Consider the following 20,433-nt stretch of genomic DNA (forward strand, 5'->3'; position numbering starts at 1 on the left):
CGCCACGCGTTCGCCGCACCGTCCTTCACGACAGCGGAGGTTGGGCGAATGTCCATTACCCAGCGCCCGTCGCCGCCGCTCGTGACGTCGAGCCCGGCGCAGTCGCGGTCGGGCCTTTCGACAGTCGAAGCCGCCCAACGGCGCGCTCGCGATGGCGCCAACGTGATCGAGGCCCACCAGTCGCGTCCCCTGGCGACGGCGATCCGCGCAGCGGTGGGCGAACCGATGCTGCTCGTGCTGATGGCAGCGGTCGCCATCTACGCGCTGCTTGGCGCCGCGGGAGACGCCGCGGTGCTCGCGGTGTCGGTGGTGCTGGTCGTCGCACTGACGGTGTACCAGAGCTGGCGTGCTGAGCGCGCTGTCAGCGCTCTGCAGGAGTTGGCCGCATTCGAGGCGGTGGTGCGGCGGGACGGGCGCGTCATGAAAATCCCGGCGCGCGACGTCGTCGTCGGCGACCTCGTGGAAGTGGCGGAGGGTACGCGCATCGCGGCGGACGGAACCTTGTTGCATGCCGTCGACCTGCAGGTCGACGAATCGCTGTTGACGGGTGAGTCGGCGCCGGTGTCCAAGACTGCCGGCGCGCCCGATGCCGCGGTCTTTTCCGGAACGTTCGCCGTTCGCGGGCAGGGGACCTTCGAGGTCACCGCGATCGGATCGGCAACGCGACTGGGCCAGATCGGCCGTCTGCTCGCGAAGCAGGAGCGCGAGCCCAGCCCGATGGAACGCACGATTCGCCGCCTCGTGCGGCGATTTGCGGTGCTCGGCCTTCTGTTGTCGGCCGTGCTGGTTGCCGTCCAAATGGCTCACGGCGTCGGCCTGTTGCGCGCGCTGCTCGCGGGGCTGACGCTGGCCATCGCCACGATTCCGGAAGAATTCCCCGTAGTCCTCAGTGTGTTTCTGGCCCTGGGGGGATGGCGGATGGCGCGACAGAACGCGATCGTTCGCCGGCCTTCGGCAATCGAAGCGATCGGGTCGACCACGGTTCTGTGCACGGACAAGACCGGCACGCTCACGGTCGGGCACATGGCGCTGCACTCCGTCTGGCTCGATGACCGCGAGCATGTTCTGCAGCCGGGCGTCGAACCGCCGCCTTCGGCTCGGGCCATCGTCGAAACCGCAGCACTCGCGACGGCCACGCCGACGCACGACCCGATGGACCGCGCGCTGCTCGATCGGGTGTCAGCGCAGCCTGCAATCGTGCTCCGGCACTATCCGTTCAACGCGGCCATCCGGCTCGCCGCGAGCGTCACCGCGCAGGGATCCGTGGCGTGCAAGGGCTCGCCCGAAGCGGTGTTGAGCCTGTGCGATCGCGATGATGCGTTGACGTCGTCCGTCAGTCAGGCGATGGAACGTTTGGGAGCGCACGGCCTCCGCATGCTTGGCGTCGCGGAAGGCTATGTGGCGCCCGGCGCCTTGCCGGACTCGCCTGCATCGATGTCACTTCATTGGCTCGGGCTGGTCGCGTTCGAGGATCCGTTGCGAGCCGAGGTGCCGGACGCGGTCCAGGCCGCACAGGCCGCCGGCGTCCGCATCCTCCTTGTGACCGGCGACAGCATCGCGACGGCGTGCGCCATCGCGCAGCAGGCAGGAATCAAGCCGTGCGACAACGCGCTCAGCGGCGCTGCGATGCGAACGCTGAGCGACGACGATCTGCTCGAACGGCTCCGACTGACCTCCGTCATCGCGCGCGTACAGCCCGAGGACAAGTTGCGGCTTGTGCGGGTGCTGGCGCGTTCCGGTGAAGTGGTGACCATGACGGGCGACGGCGTGAACGACGCGCCTGCGCTCAAAGCGGCCCATTCGGGCGTCTCCATGGGCAAGCGGGGCACGGACGTCGCGCGCGAGGCCGCGTCGATCGTGCTGGCCGACGACAACTTCGCAACGATCGTGGGTGCCATCGCTGCGGGACGTCGAATACAGCGGAATCTGCGAGGTGCGATCCGCTACATCATCGCCGTCCACGTGCCCATCGTCGGCGTTGCGCTGCTGCCGGTCATCGCGGGCGGGCCGATGCTGCTCACCCCGGTGCACGTGCTGATGCTCGAGATGTTGATCGATCCCGTGTCCAGCCTGATGTTCGAGCAGCTGCCGGCGGATGCCGCGATTCCACGCCGTGCGGGCGCTGCTGCGGAGAGCCCGATGATGTCGCTGCCCTCGCTGGTTCACGCGGTGCTGCTGGGTACGGGGTCGCTGGTGGGCGCTGCACTGGTCTATCGATGGGTGCACCACCTCGGGTCGGGCGTGGCCACAACGCTCGCGTTCTTCGCGATCGTGGCCGGCAACCTCAGCATCCTCGCCTGGAGCGGGCCGTGGTTGCGTACGAAACAGGCACGAAAGGTGTTCGTCCTCGTGACCGCCTCGGTCTTCGCGGTACTCGCACTACTCGTCGGGTACCTGCCGCTCGCTCATGTGCTCGGTTTCGCAACCGTGCCCATCGGCTGGGCGTTGCTGAGTGCGCTGGCTGCGGTCGCTGCAGTGGGTGCAGCGGGCATCGCGACGATGGCGTTTCGTTCGGCATTGCGGCGCGCGTCGGTTTGGCGTGCTCGCGCGTCTCTCTCGTAAGCGCGCAGAGCTGGCTTCTACACGGAGGCGACTGCAGTTCGTCGGCGAACCTCGCCACGGCGCAGCCTGCCTCGAGCGCGGTGGGCGACGGCGATGCACCAAGACGTCGAATCGGAAGCCGGTAGCCGCCGGCCAGGCCGGAACGAACAAGATTCGTGCAGTGAATTCGCATGCTCGTCGAGCGGGCCGTCGCCTTCGAAACCGATGCACTCCTGCACGGGCCGGTGCTTGCCGACGGCGACAGGGCGCTGCAAATGCTGCCGCAGGTCATGAAGCGGGCCCGCAGCGGAAACCTAATCAGAATCAGCCAACAAATGCAGGTGCTGCGATGACGACGCCGGCCGACCGGAGCATCCGGAAGCAGGTTCTCGACGAGCTCGACTATGCGCCCGACATTGATCAGGTGAATATCGGCGTCACCGTCGATGCGGGCGTCGTGACGCTGAGCGGATTCGCGCAGACATATGCCCAACTGCTGGCGGCGGAGGAGGCGGCCTGGCGCATTCGCGGCGTACAGGGTGTGGTGCAGAACATGCACGTCCGGCAACGCTTCGAGAGTCCCACCGATGCCGACATCGCGCTGCGCGCGATCGCAACACTCCGGCGGCAGTGCACAGTTCCCGAATCGGTACGCGTGCGCGTCAGCGAGGGGTGGGTGACCCTGCATGGCCAGGTCGACTGGCACTATCAGCGCGCGAACGCCGAAGCCGCCGTACGCACGCTTGCGGGCGTCCGCGGAGTGAGTAACCGGATCGGTCTACGAGCGCAGGGCGCCGATGCCTCGGTTCGCGACCGCATCGTCAGCGCCCTGCAGCGCAATGCGGAAGTCGAGGCGAGCCGGATCAAGGTGGACGTCGACGACAAGGCGACCTGCATCCTCGAAGGCACCGTGCACGATGTGTCGGAACGCATGGCCGCGGAGCACGCGGCGTGGGCGGCGCCGGGCATCAAGGCGGTGGTCGACCGCATCCAGATCGCCTGACGGCGCAACCGCGATTCATCGTGCTGCAGTCATGAAGTACGCATAGACGCCGAGATTCCATGCGACCAGCATCGCCAGCTGCACGCCGAATGCGGCGAACACCAGAAGGAACGCGTCCGGGAGGTGGAGCTCCTCGGTGTCGCGAGTGAGTGGCGTGACGAGCGCCGCGGCCGCTGCCAATGTCACGAGGTACACCGGATTCAGCGCGGAGCCGAGCGAGCCCGCCTCGGCGAGCCATGCGTCGATCGCGGTTGCGAACCAGAGCGTGAGCGCGACGACGAGGCCACGCAGGACCAGGCGCCTTGCCGGTCGCGTGACATGCGACCGCCACGGGCGTGTCGGCGATGAGGGCGCGTGCGACGCCAGCGACAGAACTCTCATAGTGGTATCTCCTCGCCGTGATCTGCCACGTGGATCGGCCAGCCCAGATCGCGCTGCACGCGCAGTCGCAGCGCATCGGATGCGCTCGGCTCCCCGTGCGTGAGGTAGATCGCGGCCGAAGGCCTCGGGCCATCGCGTAGCCACTGCGTGATTTCGTTCGAATCGGCGTGCGCCGAAAAACTCTTCAGCTGCACGACCTCGGCGTTGATTGGCACATCCCGACCGAAGATGCGCAACACGCTATCGCCGGCAACGAGTCGGGCGCCGCGTGTGCCGGCGGCCTGGTAGCCGGAAAGCACGATCGCATTGCGCGCGTCCGGCGCGAAGGCCGTGACGTGATGGAGTACGCGTCCGCCCGTCAGCATGCCGCTTGCCGAGAGAATGATCATCGGGCCGTGCTGTCGATTGAGCGCCTTGGATGCCTCCGCGCTACCCACGAACGTGACGCGATCGAAGGTCTGCCGGCAGGCCTCGGCATCGAGTTTGTGATCGGCCGGGTGTCGCCGATAGAGGCCGCTCGCCTGTTCGGCCATCGGGCTGTTGAGATACACCGGTACGGGGTGGATCGCGTCGCGCTGTCGCAAGCGTGCGATGTGCAGGAGCAGCTCCTGTGCCCGACCGACCGCAAAAGCCGGGATCACGACGACACCGCCGCGCCCGGTTACACGGTTGATGACCTCCGCGAGTTCGTCCTCCGCATCGACGAACGGATGCACGCGATCGCCGTATGTCGACTCGCAGACGAGTGTGTCGCAAGCCGGATGCGGCGCCGGCGGCGGCAGTAGCGCGTCGACCGGTCGACCGAGGTCGCCGGAAAAATGCACGCGTCGATGATCGAGCGTCAGCGTGATCTGTGCGGCGCCCAGGATGTGCCCTGCGCGGATGAAGCGTGCAGTCCCGCCGGGAATCTCGATGTCCTTGTCGAACGACACCGGCGACAGATGCCGGAGACTCCGGCGTGCATCGGCCTCGGTGTAGAGCGGAAGCGGCTGCGCATGCTTCGAATAGCCCTTCTTCGCGGCGAACCTCGCTTCTTCCTCCAGGAGGCGGCCGCTGTCGGGCAGCAGGAGTGCGCAGAGATCGCGCGTCGCTTCCGTGCACAGCACCTTGCCCTGGTAGCCCTCCTGGATGATGCGGGGCAAGTACCCGGAATGGTCGAGATGCGCGTGGGTCAGAAGGACGAGATCGATGCTCGACGGCGGCACGGGGAACGGCCGGCGATTACGCTCGCGCAAAACCTTGTAGCCCTGGAAGAGTCCGCAATCGACGAGCAGGCGGTGGGCGCCGACGTCGACCAGGAAACGGGATCCGGTGACCGTGCCCGCGGCACCGAGGAAGCGCAGCGTGGGAACCGACGGCGTCGACATGTGCGCTCCAGGTGGTGATGTCGACGCTGCGCGCAGACCGGTCACGGAATCCTGATCCAGGTCAGAGACGAGGCATCCCGCGCACGACGGCGTAGCGCCTTCCATTTGACGGGCGGCTCGTCCAAGCGGGCCCGAAGCTGACTGCGATCAGCTTTCGTGTCGGCACGCGCAACACACTGCAGGCAACCGCCCGCGCCGCGCGTACTGCGAGTGCGTCGGCCGGACGACACGCGTGCGAGGAGACGCCGCCATGATCCGCGACATCCTGCTTGCCCTCACCGATACCGCCTCGGACGAAGTCGCGCTGGAAGCCGCCGTGTCACTGGCGCAGTCCACCGACGCGCGGCTGACGGTGGCGGTGCCGCTCGACCGACCGCTCGCGACGGTGGCGTCCTATGGCGTCACTCCCGTCGTGCTGGAGCAGAGCCTGACCCTGCAGCGTGATACGGCGGAGGCACGCGCAGTGCGTTTTCGCGAGACGTTGAAGTCGCGCGACATCGTCTTCGACGTTCACGTGGCCGAAGCGCACACCGCGGCGGTGCCGCATCTCCTGGCGCTCGAGGCGCGCTACGCGGATCTCGTGGTCGTTGCCGCCGCAGGCCCCAAGACGGCCGACACGCCGGCGCTGCATGCCGCATTCGCCACGTTGCTCTTCGAATCCGGTCGGCCGGTCCTGACCATTCCGCACGACGGTGACGTGCGTTTCCCGATACGCCGCGCCGCAGTCGCGTGGCGGCCGACCCCCGAAGCCGCTCGCGCCGTCCATGACGCGCTGCCTTTGCTTCCGAAAGGCGCGCACGTCGACGTGCTGGTGATCGAGCCGATGCTGGGTGACCGCGACCACGGACAGGAGCCAGGCGCCGACATCGCTGCGCATCTGGCTCGACATGGGCTGGAGGTCAGTGTGCAGGTGCACCCGACCGCTCGGGGCGGTGTAGGCAACGACCTGCTTCTGACGGCGGTGGAGTCGCGATCGGACCTGATCATCTGCGGCGGCTACGGTCATTCCCGCGCACGTGAATGGGCATTCGGCGGTGCAACGCGCGAGCTGCTGTGGCGCAGCCATGTGCCTGTCCTCTTCTCCCACTGACGGACAACGCGCTCCGCCGGCGAGGTGGAATCTCCACGCGCGCGCAGCGATGCATCACGTCGACGGCGTGATCGTGCAAGCGCGCTTGCGTGCGGAACAGCTCACGCAGGGTCGTGATAGCCGGCTTCTGCACGAACACATGCTTGGCGAACTACTGCGCCACCAGGAGCATCTCGCAGAGCTGCATGAACGCATCGACGCGGCGGACGCCGAGGCGCGCGCCGGCCTGTGGCAGGCGTTCTTCCTGTGCTATGACGACTTCATCGCCGTACTCGAGCGCGACCGGCGCGAGACGCCGCACCGTCAGGACACGTCGAGTTCGTAGATCACCTGCCGGGCGTCATCGGGATCGGTTCGCGCGTGTGCGCCGACCGCACGAGCGAATTCGCGCATGTGCTCGTTCGAGACGGCATCGATCGAGTAGAGCCGGCGAATGCCCCGCTTGGCAGCCAGGCTGCGCAGTGCCTCAAGCAGGCGATGGCCCAGGCCGCGCCGCTGCCACGCGTCGGCTACGGTGATCGCGCATTCCGCCGCCCGCCCGCCCGACGGCGCGATACGCGCGACGCCGATGATCTCGAGGCCACGTTCGCCCGGCAGTGTGGCGACGACCGCAAGTGGTCCTTCCGCGTCCTCCGCCATCAGGAGTTGCAGCAGGCCTTCTCCGACGCCATTCATCGTCGTGAGAAAGCGTTCGCGCCGCGTCTGCGGCGACAGCCCTTCGATGAATCGCCGTTCCGCCGCGGCGTCGGTGGCCTGCAGGGTGCGGATGGTCGCGGCATGGCCGTTGCCGAGATCGACCGTGGCGAGAGTGGAAGGCCGCTCGATGCGTGTGGGCATGCTCATGACGTCACCGCAACAGGAAGCTGACACGCAGACGGACACGCCATTCTGTGATCTCGCCGCGCTCATTCGTTTGTACGTTGATGTCGCTCACCCACGCGCCCTGCACGCCGTCCAGCGTGTCGCTCGCGCGTTTGAGTCCTTGCGCGACGGCGTCCTCGATGCTCTGGTCCGAGGCGGCGTTGATCTCGATGACTTTCGTGACGGCCATGGCGCGTCTCCATCAGCGGGCGGTGTAGCCGCCGTCGATGACCAGCTGTGCGCCGGTCATGAAGGCGGATTCGTCGGAGGCGAGATAGACCACGCCCCAGGCGATGTCGTCCGGCTCCCCGACGCGCCCGATCGGATGCAGCTGCGCCAGATCGCGGCGCGCGGCGTCCATATCCGTCGCGCCGGTGTCGCGCATGTGCCCTTCGACCATCGGCGTCCAGATGTAACCGGGGTGGATCGAATTGACGCGGATGCCACGCGATGCGTAAAGCAGCGCGTCCGTCCGCGACATCAGGGCCACGGCACCTTTGGAGGCGTGGTAGGGCGGTACGTCGGGCGCACCGACGAGGCCATAGATCGATGAGAGGTTCACGATGCTGCCGCCTCGGTCCCACATGTGCGGGACGGCGTGCTTGGTGCAGAAGAACACCCCTTTGACGTTCACGGCCTGCACGCGGTCCCACTCGTCCTCGGTCACTTCATGCGTCGGCTTGTTGGTGCCTGCGATACCGGCGTTGTTGACCAGCACGTCGAGACTTCCAAAGTGTTCGACGACCTCCGCGATCGCGCGATGCACGGCGATCTCCGTGGCCACGTCGACCGACCAATAGCGTGCGCGGTCGGCCAGGCCACGCATGGCCGCGGGCGGAGTGATCGCGAGATCGAAGACCGCGACCCGCGCACCCTCGTCGACGAGCCGCTGCGCGCATGCCGTACCGATGCCGACCGCGCCCCCGGTGACGATGCACACCTTGTTCTCGACGCGCCGCATGACTCAGGCGATCGCGAGGCGATCGATGACGGCGCGCACGCCAGGTGCCGACCAGACCGCGCGCTCGACCGCGGCACGCTCCGCCCAGTTGTCCACGTGGCCCTCGAGGGTGACGGTCGTGCCGTCCTTCACCTCGACGCGGATCTCCTTGGCTTCGATCTCCGCGCTTCGCTTGAGGGCTTCGACGATCAGCGGCTTGATCGACGCCGCTTGCGCGGCCGGTTTCAGCTCGATCAGGTTGTTGATGCCGCGTAGGCCCCGGAGGTGGCGCAGGCAGCGCTCGGCATTGGTGCGCTGGTGCTGGGTTTGCACGTCGCCCTCCAGCGTGATCCATCCTTTGCTCACGCGAACATGGATGCCCTGCGGCACCGTGGTATCCCACTTCAGCTGCGCAACGGCGTGTTGCGCGATCTCCTCGTCGCTGGGCGCATCGCCAAGGTAGTGGACGTCGATATTCTGGACGACGGCCCTGACGCCCTTGACCCGCCACGTAGCGCGCTCGGCGTCGCACTTCTGTGCGTAGGTCTCGACGTGACCCGACAGGGTGACGACGCCCTGATCCGCTGCAACACCGATATTCGCGCTGTCGATGCTCGGCTCCCAATCGAGCTCTTCCATGACGGATTGCTGGATGTCCTTGTCGCTGTACAGAGGGGTCGTCATTGCTCGGCTCCCGCAACGGCGTGCGTGGTGATGAGCCTCATCCGATCACCCGACGCGCGTGCGGTGTTGACCCGCGTCAGCATTTCGCGGACGCCGTGCAAAGCTGATCGGGATCAACACGCACCACACGTCGGCGCGAATGCTCGTTGCACCTTCAGCCTGGGAGAACCTGCCATGCGCACTGCACTTGAGCCGATGCGGCACCTGCTCGAGCCGCTCGATGACGATCTCGACCGCCTGTACCGCCGTCTGGGGCGGCTGCTCGATCGGGACATGGGTTCGCTCGGACTCCGCAGCGACATTCGCGAAGAAGAAAGTCGCTATCTCGTCGATGTCGACATGCCGGGCGTCAGGAAGAGCGACATCGACATCTCGATTTCAGGCAACGCCGTCACTGTGCAGGCGGAGTTCAAGAACACCGAAGACGCGAACTCCAGCAAGCGACTGCAGCAGGAGCGGTTATCCGGCGAATGTTTCCGGTCGTACACATTCCCGGCCGAGATCGACGCCGCGCACGCCAGCGCGTCGTTCGATCATGGTGTCCTGAGCCTTACGCTGCCGAAGGCGACGCAGACCAAGGCACAGCACGTCCGCGTGAGTTGACGCACGGGAGCCTAGTCAGCAGCCTCCGCGCAATGACGCAGGCTGCGCGGAGCGCAAGTGGGCTGACCGATATCAGCCGGCGTGGGGCGTGGGGGCGTGCGACGGCTGACCGGCGCCGCGGTCGAACGTGCTGACATGCCCGCGTTGCGCGCGGCGCACGAAGCGCTGGACCTCGGCATGCCGGACGACATCGGGCACGGCACCGACGCGTTCGGAATACGCCGCCACTGCGCGTGCACCTGCCAGGCGTTCCAGGTCCTCGACCGCAGCCGATTCCGTCGCGCCACGCTGCGTGCAGAAGAACGCGAGTCGCGGCGCGCCACGACCGACGGTTGCGACGTAAGCACGCGCGACAGGTGCAAACCGGCCCATCCAGATGGGTGCGCCGACGAACACCAGGTCGTACTCGCTCGGGCGACGGGTCGCCGCCTGGAGCGACGGGCGCAGGCGCAGCGCCGCCTCCACGCCACAGCGGACCCATCCCGGCGGCCGCCCGCTGCGCGTTGCCTCGGCGAGCTCTTCGATGTCGGCGCCGGTCATGTCGCGGATCTCGTGCGCGAGTCGACGCGTATTGCCGGTGCGCGAGTAATAGACGACGAGCGAGCGGGCCATGGCTGTCCCCGGTGGAAGTGCCGGACGAGAGGCGGCCGACGGGGCGATCGCGCGCGGCCCGAATTCCCGACGGACCCGGCGTGACCGGGCCCCGGGGCGATCCGTCGCCGGGGCCGGTGACCCGACACCCGCGACGCCAGTCGCGGGTGGATCACGACCGGCCGACACAGGGCAAGCCTGGGCGGGCGGGTGATCCCTGCCGGTTCGGACGCCACCCCCTTGGCGGTGTACGTCCGCGGTGCCGGCGCGCCGAGCGTCACGACACGCGGGGAAGGGGCTGTCGGACCCGTCCACGCGGCCGGTCGCACGAGCGTCGGTGCCTCTCGTACCGACACGGCAAGCATCGCGTGCCGACGCCATCGAACGCTGACGTGCATCAGCAACTGCCCTGGTGTTACACGCTGTTACAACCCGCAAACGTTCGAATCGCTACTTGCGCGTCGACGCGCCTAGAGTCTGGCGTGGAGGTACAGGCCATGGCCGATGTCATCGCACTGCACGAACGCCGCGTCGAGCCGGTTGCACCCCGGACCCTCGACACGGACTGGGACACCGATCGCGCGACGCATCGTCGCGTACGGCGCAAGCACATGCTCTATCGCAGCGGGCAGGTCGCGAGGACTGCGTACGTCGTCCACGCGGGCATTTTCAAATGCACGGTGCTCGACGAACACGGGCGCGAACGTGTGACCGCCTTCGCGCTCAAGGGCGACGTCCTCGGCGTGGAGGCGCTCGCCAGCGGGCGTTACGCCGCGGATGTGATGGCACTCGACGTCGCCGACGTGATCGAGTTGCCCCAGTCCGACCTGCTCGATCCCGTGCGGGGACTGCTCCCGCAGGTTGCGGGAATGATGTCGACCGCGCTGGCCCGTGACTGGAGCTGGATGCTTGCGCTTCATGCGCTCGATGCCGAGCAGCGCGTCGCCTACTTCCTGCTTGACCTGAGTGCGCGTCTTTCGAAACGCGGCTACAGCGCGGACGAGCTGATGTTACGGATGACCCGCTACGACATCGGGAGCTTCCTCGACATCGCGTCGGAGAGCGTCGTACGCGCGCTGACGCGACTCGAAGGCGCCGGGTTGATCCGCGTCGACTGCAGGAACATCACGATCCTGGATCGAAACGCGCTCGTGCGCCTGCTCGCGCCGGACGACTACGCAACGCGGGCTACTCCGTCTCCTCGACGCGAATCTGTTCACTGAGTGCGGCGCGGACGGCCCGCGCAAGTTCCTCCCGACGGTAAGGCTTGGGCAGGAGCGTGAACCGGTCCAGGCCGTCACGCACCGCGGCGTCCGGATGGCCGGATGTCAGGAGCACGGCCACATCGGGTCGGACGCGGCGAGCCTCGTGGCCGAGCTGGGCGCCGGTCATCTCGTGCTCGAGCGTGAGGTCGCTGAAGAGCAGACGGATATCGCCGAGCGTCTCCACGCACTCGAGCGCCGCCTCGGGCGATGGCGTTGCGATGACGTGGTAGCCCAACGATTTGAGCATTCCCTCCACCGTCGCACGGACCGCGTCGTCGTCCTCCACGACCAAGACGATCTCGTTACCGCCGACCACGACCTCCGGGGCCGTAATTCCTGCCGCTTCCTGCTCGCTCGCGGCGGGCAGGTAGAGAGTGACTGTCGTGCCGCGGCCGGGGGCGCTTTGAAGATGGACGTGCCCACCGCTTTGCCGGATGAAGCCGTAGACCATGCTGAGGCCCAGTCCGGTGCCGTGACCGGACGCCTTGGTCGTGTAGAAGGGCTCCCACGCGTGGGCAAGAACCTCTTCGGTCATGCCGCATCCCGTGTCGCGCACGGCGAGCGCGATGTACCGGCCTTGGGGGAGCGGGCCGCGGCCGTCGCCAGCGATCCATTCGTCCGAAATGGTCACTGACACCTCACCCGCACCGTCGATGGCGTCGCGTGCGTTGAGGATGAGATTAAGCACGACGCTGTCGAGCATGGACGAATCGACGCGCACCGGCGGCAGATCGGCGGCAGCGTGAACCGTCAGCCGGATCCGCTCCCCGAGCGTCGCGCGTGCGAGTCGTTCCAGCTCGCGCATTTCACGTCCGAGCGATATCAGCATGGGACGCAACCGCTGCTTGCCGGCAAACGAGAGCAGCTTGCGCGTCAACGACGCGCCTTGGTCTGCCGCCCGCAAGGCGGCGGCCAGCAGTTCGCGCGGCTCGCCCTCGTCACTTACGTGGGCTTCGAGCATCTGCAGGTTGCCGGAGATCACCGTCAGCAGATTGTTGAAATCGTGCGCAACGCCGCCGGTCAGTTTGCCGATCGCTTCCAGTCGCTGCGCATGCGCCAACGCCTCCGCGGAACGTTGGCGCTGGAGCATCGACGACAGCATCGTCGCGGTGGTCTGCAGGAGCTGCTCGGCATCGCTGTCGAACGCCTCGATGTCGCGCGAGAACGCGGTCAGCGCCGCAGCGGCGGTGCCGTCGGCGAGGAGCAGGGGATAGGCCAGGCCGGAGCGCATGCCCTCCGGCGGCGTCGCCGCGCCCAGCCGATCGCCTTCGACGCGGACGACCTGACCCGGCTCGAGCGACGCGAAAAGCGCCTCGGACTGTGCCGCAAGCCAGTCGTCCGGCGGCGCGGTCAGGCCGATGCCCGTGCATCGACGGATGCCTCTCGAGTCCCGGGTCAATACCCAGACCGGCCCGACGCCCATCGCTTCGCTGAGTTCGCGCGCGACCTCGTTGAGGATCTGGCCCACCTCGCCCGTGCCGACGATCAGCGGGCCGATGACCGCGAGTGCCGCGTCGTGAATCGAACGCCGTTGCACGCGTTGCGCCATTGGCGTGTCCGACACGTCGCGGATCGACGCCAGCACCTGCATGTGTTCACCGAGATGCAGCGGATTCAGCGCGATCTGCACGGGAAACTGCGAGCCGTCCTGTCGGCACCCCATCAGCGCCATGTGCGCTTGGCCCATTGCACGCTCGCGTGGCTGTCTGCGGAAGCCCCGCCGGTGACGGCGATGCTGGTCGCTCAGCTCGGGGGGAATCAGCTGCTCCACCGATCGGCCGACAAGCGCGGGCGCTTCGTAACCGAACAGGCGGTACGCCATCCGGTTCGCCATCAGGATTCGCCCGTCGTCGTCGACGATGACCAGCGCATCGGGAATCGCATCGAACAGGGCGGTGTGCATCACGCCACCACGGACGTGGGTACTTCCGCCAGGCGATAACCGACGCCACGCACCGAACACACGAGCGCAGGCCTCGCGGGATCGCGCTCGACTTTCTGCCGCAGGCGCGCGACCTGCACATCGATGGCGCGGTCGAACGGGCCGGCCTGGCGTCCACGCGTCTGGCTCATCAATGCATCGCGGCTGACGGGTTGCAGCGGATGCCTCAGAAGCACGGCGAGAACGTCGAATTCGCCCTCCGTCAACGCCAGAGGGGCGCCGTCGCGTCCCGTCACCGTGCGTCGCGCGAGGTTGACGCGAAGCCCGTCAATCGACAGTTCGGCGTCGGTGCGCGGTGGGGCGCCACGTCTCAACGCAGCGTTCAGTCGCGCAAGAAGCTCCCGCAGGTCGAACGGCTTGTCGACGAAGTCGTCGGCACCGGACTCCAGGCCGAGTACATGTTCCACCGTTTCCGAGCGCCCGCTGAGGATGAGGACGGGCCCGGACCACACCGCGCGAACTTCGCTCAACGCGGTGAGTCCGTCGCCGTCCGGCAAGCCGAGATCCAGCAGCATGGCGTCGAAGGCCGAGGTCGCCAACGCGCGACGCAGTCCCGCCAACGACGATGCCACCTCGACACGCATGCCTCGGCCCCCGAGATACCGGGTGAGAAGCCCCGCCACCGCGGGGTCGTCATCGACGACCAGTACGGTCGGGGACGCTGGAGTGCACGAAGCGGCCATACGACATGACGAGCGACGTCTGCCGTTGACTCTAGGTCCGACCCGCCGTGCGCAGATGCCGCCTGTCGGCGGCGCTGCGATTTAGCCGCGCGTCGAGCGGCGCCGTGCCAGGAAGACGTTGTACAGCGGCACACCGACGAGCGCGATGTACCAGCCCCAGGCGAAGGCGAAGATCGCGCCCTCGAGCAACTCGCCCGGTGGTGGCGCCTGCGTGCCCGGGATGAATTCGTGGATGAGTGCCTGCGTCATCGGCATGTGCGGATCCAGCAGGTAGGCGACCGCGATGATTCCGTAGGTGATGAGGAAGAACACGCTCAGGGCGGCGCCCACCGCGATGACGTCGAATCGCTCATGTTCGCGCGATGCGAGTGGCCGCGCTTGTGATGTGATGGTCGCGCTCATTGGACAGCTCCCGAAGTAGGCCTGCGACCATCCTGGTCGCGAGATCCGAGTGGAACATGACGCTGGTCAGGATCGCGCGCGACTGCCGTTCGAGGCGCGAACGTCGAAGCTGATCCGTGTCAGTAACGTGGCTTGCATGCATGAGCCACTGGTCGACGCGCATTCCGCGTCCATCCGCGGAAGGGACGACGATGAAGCCATGTTCACGCTGGCCGCCGCCGCTGCGGGTCGGGCTGTCCTCGGCGCAGGCGGCGCCGCAATGCTGACCGCACCGTCTGCCGCGGCCACCTCATGCCGGAAGTTGACGCGTCCTTCCGGCAGTGGGGCCACCTTGTCCGACATGAGCGAGCATGACGCCCCGGTGGGTCGGCGCCTCCAGCGATACGTGGCCGAACAGTTGCATCTGGCCATGTCCGAGCTCGAGCTTCGCGGCCACGAATCGCGTCGAGGCATCCATCAAGGACGGAAGGCCGTGCGGCGCGCACGCGCTGCGCTGTTGCTCGCGTGGCCGCATCCGCAAGGCGGCGTCGCGCTTGCGCTCGATGAGCTGAAGTACGCCAACGACCGCACGTCCGACCTGCGCGACGCGCACGCGCTGCTGGGCGCATTGAAAAGTCTCGAACGAAGCGCCAGCGACAAGACGGCAAATGCCCTCGACGCCGCGCGCAAGTACCTGAAGCGCACCCGCGCTCGACTGGAAGCTGACGCCGACAGCGCCGCGCGGATGGCATCGGCTCGCGGCCAGATCGCGTCAGTCGCCGAGGTTATGGCCGACTGGCCATGGGAGGACGTCGCGATGGCCGACATCCGCACGGCGGTTGAAGCGACGACCACCCAGGTCGCGCTCGCGCGGGCTGCCGCAGTAGCGGACCCGTCGCCCAGAAAGATTCACAAGTGGCGGCGCCGATTGCGGCGACTCGTTCAACAACGTGATGCCTGTGTCGCACTTGGCATCGACATGCCTGCAGACCCGGTCTCGGAGTGCTGGGCCGAGCAACTTGGCCGCCTGCAGGACGACAACGTTCTCCTGGCGAGCACCGCGTGTGGAAGCAAGTTGAGTGACCGGAAGCGAAAACGCCTTCGACGCGTGCTGCGCAAGGCGCGTAACACGCAGCGGGATCGGCTGCTTTCCGTCAGCCGCCTCGTCGGCTAGCGCGACGTCGTCGCCAGCATGCGTGCTCGCGCGCTCCTCAGAATCGACCCGCAGCCCGCCGGTTGATCAGGCGAGTTCCCGCGCCGATGCGCCCGACGCGGTGGCGGGAAAATTCGAGGGATTTTTTTCCGCATGCACGACGCGACGAGACGATCCTGCGAGTCACGGTCGTCAGCGCCGATGTGCAAGCTCAGCTGGCTTTCAGCGCAGCGGCCAGCGCAAGCAGATCGTCGGGCGCGACCCGGATGATGCCGTGGCGTGCGCTGTCGATGTCGGCGATGAGAAAGAACGCGATCGAAATGACGAGAGGCAACGCGATCACCACGAAACGCTCCCGTTGCGGATTCTTCGCGCCCTCTCCAAGCAGAACATGCCCGCAGATCGCCATCGAAAGCATCAGGCCCCACGCTGCGCGAGGGATTCGGTTCGACCACGCGAACTGTGTGTATCCCCGCCGATTGATGACGTCGTTCATGCCGATCACCGCAGCCAACGCCGGCGGCGTCGGATTGTCGTTCGCGGCCGCTTCGACGATCGACCACATCGCGTTCTCGACGGTGGCGGTCCGTTCCCCCAAAGCCGCAAGTGATGCGTCGTCACGCGTCGAGTAGAACGCGATGCGCAGGTCGGTGTAGTCGCGAAGGCGCGCGCGCAGGCTCCGGGCGGCTGCGGGTCCGAGAAGACCCACCCGGAGGTATTCCGTCCCGATCGCATTCGCCTCTTCCTCCTCGAACATCTTGCGCTGGTCATATCGCGCTACGGCCATGGCGAAGGCGAAGCTGACGACAAGGCCGAGCAGTGTCAGCGTGCCGCCGATGACGATGGCGAAGTCTGCTTCCTCTGCGTGGGGCGATCGTCGCTTTCGACGACGACCGATCGCGACGCCCGCGTACAACGATCCCGCCAGCAGGGCGAGGCTTACGAAAAACACGAGCAGCGGGTAATCCGAAATTCGCATTCTCGAGGCAGACCGCGTTCCGCGTCGTCAAGCGGGCCGTTGGCGGTCGGGCCCGGTTTGCGGGTGCGCCCGGCGGTGTTCGCTTACGCCGCCGACGCAGCCCCGCAGTCCGTCGTTCGCACGGCGGGTATCGGCATTGTCGTTGGCGCATCCCGCCCGATGCTGATGCGGGTCAGCATCGGTCGTAGCGGTCGTTCGACGCCATGCATCGAAGCTGACGAGCGTCAACTAAGAACACTGCTGCCCTCGGCCAAATACGAGGCGGCAACATGATTCACTCGGGGCTGCAACGATGAAACCAGTGGAGTCGACGTCAGCGCCTGCGACTTTCCCTGCGGATTCCTGCGTACCGCCGTCGCGACATGAGCGTGTCGCCGTGACGGCGTTCGGCTCATTTGGATCGACCGTCGTTCTTCAGGCCGGTAAGGACGCCGGACCGATCGTATGCACAGACGCGAACCATCGACTCGGCAAGGTGGTCGTGCTCCACAGGTGTGCGTCGCCATCCGTTTCGCGACGGCGGAATTTTCGACACTTCAAACGTGGAGTAGAGGGCGCCGCGCGGCTGTGTCCCGGCGCGCGTCGGCCCGCGTCTGGCGGCCGGGAAATGGATATCTGTATTGCCCTCGGCCGCCCCTTGCCCGAGCGCCTCCACGCCGCATTGCGGGTTGCGGATGCAGTCGCGCATGCCGCGATCAGTCTGGCGTGCCACCGCGAATGACGATGGGTGCTGTCAATGCCGCCGTCGAACTGGCCGAAAACGCGGCCTACCTCACCCTCGACGGTGCGGGTCGGCTAGTCGACGACGTTGCGGACGCGAGCGCCGGCGCGGCGGGTGTCGTGCACGTCATCGACGCCGATGAGCCCGTGCGCATCTCGCTCGCGCGGCTGCTCACGGACTGCGGGTTTGAAGTGCGGTTGTATCCATCGGTGGGTCACTTCCTGCTGTCCTCGCCGGGATCTCAGGTACCGCAGTGCCTGATCGTTGAAATGCGCCTCCCTGGCCCGGGCGGCCTTGACCTGCAGCAGTCGCTTGCGCACGACCCGTGCGCGCCCCCATTCGTGTTCCTTACGGCGTCCGACGACATCGCCGCTGCGGTGCAGGCGATGCGCGGAGGCGCGGTCGATGTGCTTTCCAAGCCGGCCTCCAGAAGCGTTCTGCTGTCCGCGGTCGAAGCGGCCATGCGTCGCGATCTCGAACAACGCGACCGCGCGGCCCAAGTAGCGCGAGCGTTCGATCGTGCGTCTACGCTGACATCGTGCGAGTGGTCTGTGCTCGAGGCTGTCGTGTCCGGACGACTCAACAAGCAGATCGCGGACGACCTGCGAATGTGCGAGCGAACAGTGAAGGCCCACCGTGCGCGCCTCATGGCGAAGCTTGGCGTTCATAGCATCGCGGGCCTGGTTCGCATTGCGGCCGAGTTTGGCGTGGAGGGCGGCCGGAGTTGGCGTGTTCCCGCCGCGTGCCGGAGGGACGCCGCATCCAGAGGGTCGACGCTCCACGTCCGGCCATCGGTCCCCAGTGCCGCTAACGAAGACCGGAGCTCGTTGACGGTCGGCCGGAGGTGCGGGCCTCGCTGAGTGACCGGCTCACGTGCAGGCTCGCGTAAACGCAGCGCGTATATCGCGAAAGGGCGGTGCCATCCCATGCGCGGCGACACAACGTCGGTGAAGCATCAGGGGAGGCCCGTTGCCGACCTGGCGGTCGGCACGCTCTACATCTGCCCGATGCATCCGGAGATTCGGCGTGACGAGCCCGGCGTGTGTCCCATTTGCGGCATGGCGCTCGAGCCCGCCATGCCCTTGGCGAGCGATGCGCCGTCGCCGGAGCTCGTCGAGTTCACGCACCGCTTCTGGTGGACGCTGCCGCTTACCGTGGTTGTGCTGGTGCTTGCGATGGCAGGGCATCGGATTTCCGGCATGCCCCCGTCAGTGCGGAGCTGGATCGAACTGGTGCTGGCGACGCCCGTCGTCCTGTGGGCCGGCCGCCCGTTCTTCGTCCGCTGGGCCCAATCGATCCGCAATCGGGCGCCGAACATGTGGACGCTCATCGGCACCGGCGTGGGCGCCGCATTCGTCTACAGCCTGATCGCGACGGTCTCGCCGCAGCTGTTTCCGGAGGCCTTCCACGCGGAAGGACGCGTAGGCGTCTATTTCGAGGCAGCCGCTGCCATCGTGTCGCTGACGCTCTTGGGCCAGATACTCGAGTTGCGCGCGCGCTCGCAAACGTCCGGGGCGATTCGCGCCCTGTTGGGACTCGCACCCCGCACCGCCCGTCGCGTCATGGACGATGGGACCGAAAACGACGTGCCGCTTGAGGACGTGCGCGTCGGAGAGCGCGTGCGCGTACGGCCGGGCGAGAAGGTGCCGGTCGATGGCGTGGTCGTCGATGGTCACTCGAACGTCGACGAATCGATGCTGACCGGCGAACCGGTGCCGGTGGAGAAAGTCCGGGGCGCGACCGTGATCGGCGCGACGCTCAACACGACCGGCAGCCTGCTCATCGAGACGCGCGCGGTCGGGGCGGGCAGCGTGCTCGCACAGATCGTGCAACTGGTGGCGAACGCGCAACGCTCTCGCGCTCCGATGCAGCGGCTGGCCGACCGGGCCGCGCACTGGTTCGTACTCGCGGTTCTCGCGATCGCACTCGTGACACTGGTCGTGTGGGGACTTGTCGGGCCCGAGCCGTCGTGGACTTACGGGCTATTGAACGCCGTGTCCGTGCTCATCATTGCCTGCCCGTGTGCGCTTGGCCTCGCGACCCCAATGTCCGTGATGGTGGCAACGGGGCGCGCGGCGCGGGAAGGGGTGCTGTTTCGCGATGCCGAGGCGCTCGAGCGGCTGCGGGCGGTCGACACGCTGATCGTCGACAAGACCGGCACACTCACGGAAGGGCGGGCGCGGTTTGCCAACGTCCTCGCTTTCCCCGGCCAACGCGACGACGATCTCCTTCGCCTTGCGGCGTCACTCGATGCGGGCAGCGAACATCCGCTGGCGGCTGCGATCGTTGCCGAGGCCCGCGGTCGCGGGCTTTCGCTGCAGCCGGCCGACGGCTTCGAGGCCGTTGCGGGGTTAGGCGTGCGCGGGCGAGTCGACGGGCATGCGCTCCTGTTCGGCAACGCACAGCTGATGCTCGACAGCAACATCGAGATCTCCGCGCTCCTCGACGATGCCGAGCAACTGCGTGGACAAGGCGCGAGCGTCATGTTTCTGGCCGTTGATGGGCGCGCCTGGGGCCTCATCGCCGTGGCCGACCCGATCAAGCCGAGCGCCGGGCCGGCGCTGCACGAGCTGCGCAATGAGGGACTTCGCGTCGTCATGGCGACGGGCGATGGTCAGACGACTGCACAGGCGGTTGCGAGAACGCTGGGGATCGACGAGGTACACGGGGAGGTCCGGCCGGAGGACAAGGCGCGCCTGGTCGACGAGCTCAGGAAGAACGGCGCCACAGTCGCCATGGCCGGTGACGGCATCAACGACGCCCCCGCGCTTGCGGCGAGCGACGTCGGCATCGCGATGGGCACCGGCACCGACGTCGCGATGTCGAGCGCACACGTGACGCTCGTCCGCGGCGACCTTCGAGCAATCGCACGGGCCCGCCGGATTTCGCAGGCGACAGTTTCGAACATGCGCCAGAACCTCACGTTCGCACTCGCGTACAACGCCCTTGGCGTTCCGCTTGCGGCGGGCGTCCTCTATCCGTGGACCGGCTGGCTCCTGAGCCCCATGGTGGCGGCGCTCGCGATGAGTCTGTCGTCGTTCTCGGTGGTCGCGAACGCACTGAGGCTCGATCGTCTCGGAGAGACGACCACGACCGGCGCCCCGGCCACGCCGCTGGGAAAGGACGCGTCGTGCCACTGAGCGACGTACGTGCAATGCAGGCGCGAGGAACGAAAGGGTAGCTGCGCGATGCGGGCCGCGCGCTCGAATCGTCCAGCGCATTCCCCAGGCAGTTCCGCGCCAACGTTC

22 protein-coding genes are annotated in these 20,433 nt (G+C 67.3%); 9 read left to right on the top strand and 13 right to left on the bottom strand.

The annotated features are described in order from the left end of the window. Positions 1-48: 48 nt before the first annotated feature. The 3 genes from DWG18_RS01235 to DWG18_RS01240 all read left to right on the top strand — a co-directional run bounded on the left by DWG18_RS01235 (position 49) and on the right by DWG18_RS01240 (position 3,544). A complete protein-coding gene (locus DWG18_RS01235; protein WP_115644700.1) occupies positions 49-2,562 on the top strand; it encodes an HAD-IC family P-type ATPase in 2,514 nt (837 codons plus the stop codon). A 170-nt stretch (positions 2,563-2,732) separates the two neighbouring features. Next, entirely contained in the window at positions 2,733-2,894 is a 162-nt protein-coding gene (locus DWG18_RS15075; RefSeq protein ID WP_162823637.1) for a hypothetical protein, read from the top strand. Further along, the gene (locus DWG18_RS01240; RefSeq protein ID WP_115644701.1) at positions 2,891-3,544 is read left to right on the top strand and encodes a BON domain-containing protein; all 654 of its coding nucleotides are present in this window, start codon (positions 2,891-2,893) and stop codon (positions 3,542-3,544) included. The genes DWG18_RS15075 and DWG18_RS01240 overlap by 4 nt, the downstream gene beginning before the upstream one ends. A gap of 15 nt (positions 3,545-3,559) precedes the next feature. Here DWG18_RS01240 and DWG18_RS01245 read toward each other — a convergent pair whose 3' ends face one another. Continuing rightward, complete coding sequence (locus DWG18_RS01245; RefSeq protein ID WP_115644702.1) at positions 3,560-3,925, bottom strand: hypothetical protein; 366 nt, start codon at positions 3,923-3,925, stop codon at positions 3,560-3,562. Beyond that, a complete protein-coding gene (locus DWG18_RS01250) occupies positions 3,922-5,292 on the bottom strand; it encodes an MBL fold metallo-hydrolase (RefSeq protein WP_115644703.1) in 1,371 nt (456 codons plus the stop codon). Before DWG18_RS01250 ends, DWG18_RS01245 begins: the two co-directional genes overlap by 4 nt. A 250-nt stretch (positions 5,293-5,542) precedes the next feature. Between DWG18_RS01250 and DWG18_RS01255 the strand changes: the two genes are divergently transcribed. Both DWG18_RS01255 and DWG18_RS01260 read left to right on the top strand, forming a co-directional pair. Continuing rightward, positions 5,543-6,382, top strand: a complete 840-nt coding sequence (locus DWG18_RS01255) for a universal stress protein (RefSeq protein WP_115644704.1) — start codon at positions 5,543-5,545, stop codon at positions 6,380-6,382. Positions 6,383-6,431: 49 nt separating this feature from the next. Further along, entirely contained in the window at positions 6,432-6,707 is a 276-nt protein-coding gene (locus DWG18_RS01260) for a hypothetical protein (RefSeq protein ID WP_115644705.1), read from the top strand. On the opposite strand, the gene DWG18_RS01265 is transcribed toward DWG18_RS01260, so the two are convergent. Genes DWG18_RS01265 through DWG18_RS01280 form a run of 4 tightly spaced genes read right to left on the bottom strand, consistent with a single transcriptional unit; the run spans position 6,686 to position 8,867 of the window. Further along, positions 6,686-7,225, bottom strand: coding sequence for a GNAT family N-acetyltransferase (locus DWG18_RS01265; RefSeq protein ID WP_162823638.1), 540 nt, complete (start codon positions 7,223-7,225; stop codon positions 6,686-6,688). The genes DWG18_RS01260 and DWG18_RS01265 overlap by 22 nt on opposite strands. Before the next feature lie 4 nt (positions 7,226-7,229). Beyond that, positions 7,230-7,433 carry a dodecin family protein gene (locus DWG18_RS01270; RefSeq protein ID WP_115644707.1) on the bottom strand — a complete coding sequence of 68 codons (204 nt, stop codon included), beginning with the start codon at positions 7,431-7,433 and terminating at the stop codon, positions 7,230-7,232. Between the two features lie 12 nt (positions 7,434-7,445). Beyond that, a complete protein-coding gene (locus DWG18_RS01275) occupies positions 7,446-8,204 on the bottom strand; it encodes a glucose 1-dehydrogenase (protein WP_115644708.1) in 759 nt (252 codons plus the stop codon). A gap of 3 nt (positions 8,205-8,207) precedes the next feature. Beyond that, on the bottom strand, positions 8,208-8,867 hold the full coding sequence (locus tag DWG18_RS01280; RefSeq protein WP_115644709.1) for a BON domain-containing protein: 660 nt from the start codon (positions 8,865-8,867) through the stop codon (positions 8,208-8,210). A gap of 30 nt (positions 8,868-8,897) precedes the next feature. On the opposite strand from DWG18_RS01280, the gene DWG18_RS01285 reads away from it, so the two are divergent. Then, the gene (locus DWG18_RS01285; protein WP_115644710.1) at positions 8,898-9,470 is read left to right on the top strand and encodes an Hsp20/alpha crystallin family protein; all 573 of its coding nucleotides are present in this window, start codon (positions 8,898-8,900) and stop codon (positions 9,468-9,470) included. 72 nt (positions 9,471-9,542) lie between these two features. Here the strand turns inward: DWG18_RS01285 and DWG18_RS15080 are convergent, their stop codons facing one another. Next, positions 9,543-10,082, bottom strand: coding sequence for a flavodoxin (locus tag DWG18_RS15080; RefSeq protein WP_162823639.1), 540 nt, complete (start codon positions 10,080-10,082; stop codon positions 9,543-9,545). 476 nt (positions 10,083-10,558) lie between these two features. Between DWG18_RS15080 and DWG18_RS01295 the strand changes: the two genes are divergently transcribed. Continuing rightward, the gene (locus DWG18_RS01295) at positions 10,559-11,284 is read left to right on the top strand and encodes a helix-turn-helix domain-containing protein (RefSeq protein ID WP_115644712.1); all 726 of its coding nucleotides are present in this window, start codon (positions 10,559-10,561) and stop codon (positions 11,282-11,284) included. Here the strand turns inward: DWG18_RS01295 and DWG18_RS01300 are convergent. The 3 genes from DWG18_RS01300 to DWG18_RS01310 all read right to left on the bottom strand — a co-directional run bounded on the left by DWG18_RS01300 (position 11,250) and on the right by DWG18_RS01310 (position 14,353). Next, positions 11,250-13,229, bottom strand: a complete 1,980-nt coding sequence (locus tag DWG18_RS01300) for an ATP-binding protein (protein ID WP_115644713.1) — start codon at positions 13,227-13,229, stop codon at positions 11,250-11,252. The genes DWG18_RS01295 and DWG18_RS01300 overlap by 35 nt on opposite strands. Continuing rightward, positions 13,229-13,951 carry a response regulator transcription factor gene (locus DWG18_RS01305; RefSeq protein ID WP_115644714.1) on the bottom strand — a complete coding sequence of 241 codons (723 nt, stop codon included), beginning with the start codon at positions 13,949-13,951 and terminating at the stop codon, positions 13,229-13,231. The genes DWG18_RS01300 and DWG18_RS01305 overlap by 1 nt, the downstream gene beginning before the upstream one ends. A gap of 81 nt (positions 13,952-14,032) precedes the next feature. After that, entirely contained in the window at positions 14,033-14,353 is a 321-nt protein-coding gene (locus tag DWG18_RS01310) for a hypothetical protein (RefSeq protein ID WP_115644715.1), read from the bottom strand. 49 nt (positions 14,354-14,402) lie between these two features. On the opposite strand from DWG18_RS01310, the gene DWG18_RS01315 reads away from it, so the two are divergent. Beyond that, a complete protein-coding gene (locus tag DWG18_RS01315; RefSeq protein WP_115644716.1) occupies positions 14,403-15,506 on the top strand; it encodes a CHAD domain-containing protein in 1,104 nt (367 codons plus the stop codon). Positions 15,507-15,696: 190 nt separating this feature from the next. Here the strand turns inward: DWG18_RS01315 and DWG18_RS01320 are convergent, their stop codons facing one another. The 3 genes from DWG18_RS01320 to DWG18_RS15445 all read right to left on the bottom strand — a co-directional run bounded on the left by DWG18_RS01320 (position 15,697) and on the right by DWG18_RS15445 (position 17,853). Further along, the gene (locus DWG18_RS01320) at positions 15,697-16,464 is read right to left on the bottom strand and encodes a hypothetical protein (protein ID WP_115644717.1); all 768 of its coding nucleotides are present in this window, start codon (positions 16,462-16,464) and stop codon (positions 15,697-15,699) included. Between the two features lie 391 nt (positions 16,465-16,855). Next, positions 16,856-17,152: a hypothetical protein gene (locus DWG18_RS15085; RefSeq protein WP_162823640.1), complete on the bottom strand. Its 297-nt coding sequence runs from the start codon at positions 17,150-17,152 to the stop codon at positions 16,856-16,858. A 107-nt stretch (positions 17,153-17,259) separates the two neighbouring features. Further along, positions 17,260-17,853 carry a hypothetical protein gene (locus DWG18_RS15445; protein ID WP_240318561.1) on the bottom strand — a complete coding sequence of 198 codons (594 nt, stop codon included), beginning with the start codon at positions 17,851-17,853 and terminating at the stop codon, positions 17,260-17,262. Positions 17,854-18,192: 339 nt separating this feature from the next. Between DWG18_RS15445 and DWG18_RS01330 the strand changes: the two genes are divergently transcribed. After that, positions 18,193-20,325 (top strand): copper-translocating P-type ATPase, encoded by a 2,133-nt coding sequence (locus tag DWG18_RS01330; RefSeq protein WP_115647970.1) that lies wholly within the window; start codon positions 18,193-18,195, stop codon positions 20,323-20,325. Positions 20,326-20,433: the final 108 nt, after the last annotated feature.

Source organism: Lysobacter sp. TY2-98, assembly GCF_003367355.1.
Taxonomy (GTDB): domain Bacteria; phylum Pseudomonadota; class Gammaproteobacteria; order Xanthomonadales; family Xanthomonadaceae; genus Cognatilysobacter.